The following is a 3,513-nucleotide window of genomic DNA, read 5'->3' on the forward strand; positions in this document are numbered from 1 at the left end:
CAAATTTCGTGAAAAATCATTTGTGCCAAAGAGTCATCGGCATCTAGGTCTTCTGGGCTTCCAATAGTGAGAGTTTCTTTTCCATCCCAGGCGGCAAAGACTTCGCTTGAGCGTGTTAGCTTCATTCCCAATTGCTTGGCAGTGTTTGTCCAAATCAAGTCCAGCGGATCTTGGTAGATTTTAGTGATTGGCCGTGAAGTCATGGGTTGGGTCTTATCACCTTGGGGATGCTAGCCAAGGGGATAAGTGCAACCCAGCAGAGCGGCAGCAGCGGCGTAACGAAGTTCATCGACAACATTGGTTTGGATTTTGGCGAACTCGAGGCCTCGGGTACGATCTTTAGAGCTGATCACCGCAGAAATCACAATCGCAGATCTCAATCGAATAACGCCCGCTGGATGGATGAGCACAGACTCCATAGCTCCAAGGTTGGGTAAGATCAGGTTCTTCTAAAACGAGGTTTTCTTGGAAAAGCCATACATAATAAGGGGTTTCAAAACCCTAAATCCGGAATGAATCGTGTGCTGAGTGCGGCGAATACGAAAAATCGTTCCAATTTCGGCAATCTTTCTTGATTTCAATGCTTTATGGAATTTTCGTCCGTGTAACTGACCCGGAAATCAACGTTGAGTCGACCTTCCGTTCTGACTATCTTTGTAAGTAGGGGAAACTCGGGCTCAAGTTTTACCGTCGTGGGCTCGGTACCTTTTGGGGGAATAACTATGAAATATGCGGGGACGACTGTTCGCGTCGCTATACTTTTATCACTCGGCTTGATGACCATGCCAATGGCGTTATGGGCGCAAGATACAGCCGAGGATTTTGGAGATGTAGGCTCCCTGGGCGATCTCGATTTAGATGCACTCTTGAGCCTCGATCTTACGGTTACATCGGCTACCAAGTTCGAACAAACTGTTTCAGAAGCACCGGCCATCATTTCCGTTATCACGGCCAAGCAAATTGAAGAGCGCGGTTATCAGAGTGTGGCTGAAGCGTTGCAGTCTGTTCCCGGACTTTATGTAAATACCGATTGGGTATCGCCCGATGTGGGTGTGCGTGGAGTCAGCGGCGGCTTGCGCGGTGGAAGCCGGGTCATCAAGGTGATGATCAACAGTCAGCCGGTATCATTTCGAATTGAGACAACCAACTGGCTCGGGCCTGAATTTATCCCACTTAAAGCCATCGAGCGCATCGAGGTCATCCGGGGACCGGGTTCAGCACTCTATGGTGCAAATGCTTTTCTTGGAGTTGTGAACGTCATTACGCGAAGTGGTGAGTCAGCAAATGGTGGAGAGTTTTGGGCACAGGGCTCCCAGGCATTGGGGCGAAACAGTTACACCCTTGGTGTTCAGGGAGGTCGTCAAGTTGGAGCGGCGGAGTATTACGTTGCGATTCAGCGAAACGAAACCAATCGAAGTGGGTTAAGTATTCCCATCACTTATCAAGACGAGCAGTGGCAAGAGCAGAACGAGAACCTGTTGGGGCGTACATCTTACGACGATTTTGCAACGCCTTGGTCATTGGTCGCCACCATGAAGCTGGATGTGGGTAGCCTCTTATTGGACGAAGATGAAAAGTACGGTTTTCTAAGTGCGATGGTTAATCATCAGTCCTTAACAAGCGGCGGTAGCTTCACGGACTGGTCAGTACTGCAATACGACGAAGACAGTTTCACGCTTGCTGATGGAGAGCGCGGAAGTCGCAAGGTAAGAAATACGGGCAACCGAGTTGGCCTTCATAATACCACGACGCGGCTGAACTATATGTTGAATCTTTTTGATGCGGTTGATGTGACCTTGGGCGCTGCTTTTGCTCAGGGTGGTACCAGTTCTAACGAACGTCTTCGTCAGCTAGGGCAAGACACTGAAATTTTTGGCCAGGTTCCCACCCAAAACCGCGGCCATTACGGTTACACCAGTATGGACGTGATGGGCGAGGTTTACTTCACAGTTTTAGAGAATGCGTTAACCCCTGACAGTGGTTTTTTGGAAGATGTTACAGTCATCAATAACCTGAGCTTAGTTCTTGCGGCGGATTTGATGCAGGACACCATCAGTTATCAAGAGCGACCTCGAGACCGTGAGTATTTGGAAAGTGATTTATCGAATGTTGGTGTCTTGGGACAACTTACAGGCAGTCTATTCAATAAGCGATTGGGCTTTATTGTAGGCGCTCGTTACGATGAATATTCGGGCCCTGACCTTTCTGAATACCAGCTCGATGCATACGAAGATAAAGTGCAAAAAGGGTTTGTCGGTGAGAAGTATTTGGAACTCTGCGAAGGCAACTCCGTTTGCTACAGCAGCTTAAACTACCGAGCCGGTTTGACGATGTCTCTTCTGCAAAAAGTCGGCAAGCTTGGAGACTATACGCTTCTTGATAATTTATATTTAAAGGCGCTCTACGGCACAGCATTTAAGGCGCCAGCTCCTTCATATCTTTACAACAACGGAACCCCTGCGGGTCAAACACCTATTCAGGCATTTGCTGGATTGCTTCCACAGGATGTGAATTCGTTGGAGTTTCTTTTGGGCGCAGACTTTCTGGACGGGCACGTCAATCTATCGCTCGTCTATTTTATGAACGATGTGGTTAACAAAACAGGGTACAAGAAAACGGGTAGCTTTATCATCGCCTACAATGCACTCGATGTGAAAACCATGGGTGTGGAAGCGACTCTCAATGTTCGTTGGGAGCCGGTCGAGCTTTCGGTAGGATTCTCACAACAATCCAGTGAGCGCTTACCACCAGAGGGCAGCGAGTTCCTGTTCTCTGAGACAGTTGCATTCCCTGAGTTGATGATGAACGCAAATCTAACGGTCGATGTTGCTTTTGTGAAAAGTTATCTAAACATTGAGTACCAGTATATTGGTGAGCGCACGGGATTTCCGTTCAATCAGCCGGGCGTCAACGAAATGAATACGGAGCGGTATACGCTTGGTGCTTACAATTTAATGAATGTGTCACTTACGTCGTATGCTTTGAATATTTTTGGCGATGATATGCCAACGACTTTCAACTGTACGGTTCGCAATTTACTCGCTGAAGAATATCAGTATCCCGGTTTTCAAATGTCGTACGGGATCGACTTGCCAGGGGAACCGCGGCGAGTCTTTCTAGGCGTTAAACAGAAGTTTTAATTCAAACAAAAAAACTCGAAATTACAGCAAGAGAAAACTCGAGGCCAGGGAAACACAAATGAAACAAACAGCTCTAAAGATTTTAGTGGTTGCGTGCAGTTTGGTGCTAGCGACAGCTTGTTCCGATGACTCAACAGATGAGACCGGAAACGGTAATGGCAACGGTGGAAGTACGGATACATGTACCACGGAGTTAACCGTAGGCGTCATGTACGAGGAAACTGGCGGGGTACTCAACGAGGTCGAAGCCATTCGGATGGCTGCCACTGATATCAACGACTCTGGGGTTCTTGGTGAAGGAAACTGCATCGTTGTTCAGCAAGAGCTGTTTGGCGGCGAGGACACGGCCACCCAGCGATTTGAGTCGGCCAAG

4 protein-coding genes are annotated in these 3,513 nt (G+C 48.2%); 2 read left to right on the forward strand and 2 right to left on the reverse strand.

Annotated features, from left to right (window positions below):
* Positions 1 to 203: YkgJ family cysteine cluster protein (locus HOK28_22920; GenBank protein MBT6435962.1), on the reverse strand; the 203-nt coding region annotated here is incomplete at its 3' end.
* A 27-nt stretch (positions 204 to 230) separates the two neighbouring features.
* Positions 231 to 419, reverse strand: a complete 189-nt coding sequence (locus tag HOK28_22925; protein MBT6435963.1) for a hypothetical protein — start codon at positions 417 to 419, stop codon at positions 231 to 233.
* A gap of 303 nt (positions 420 to 722) precedes the next feature.
* Between HOK28_22925 and HOK28_22930 the strand changes: the two genes are divergently transcribed.
* Together HOK28_22930 and HOK28_22935 are read left to right on the forward strand one after the other, a co-directional pair.
* On the forward strand, positions 723 to 3,140 hold the full coding sequence (locus tag HOK28_22930) for a TonB-dependent receptor (protein MBT6435964.1): 2,418 nt from the start codon (positions 723 to 725) through the stop codon (positions 3,138 to 3,140).
* Between the two features lie 58 nt (positions 3,141 to 3,198).
* A partial coding sequence (locus HOK28_22935; protein ID MBT6435965.1) for a hypothetical protein occupies positions 3,199 to 3,513 on the forward strand: 315 nt, incomplete at its 3' end.

The organism is Deltaproteobacteria bacterium (assembly GCA_018668695.1).
GTDB lineage: Bacteria > Myxococcota > XYA12-FULL-58-9 > XYA12-FULL-58-9 > JABJBS01 > JABJBS01.

Excerpts from the sequence above, each read along its gene's own strand:
- HOK28_22925 (MBT6435963.1), bottom strand. The coding sequence starts at position 419 with ATGGAGTCTGTGCTCATCCATCCAGCGGGCGTTATTCGATTGAGATCT.
- HOK28_22930 (MBT6435964.1), top strand. The coding sequence starts at position 723 with ATGAAATATGCGGGGACGACTGTTCGCGTCGCTATACTTTTATCACTC.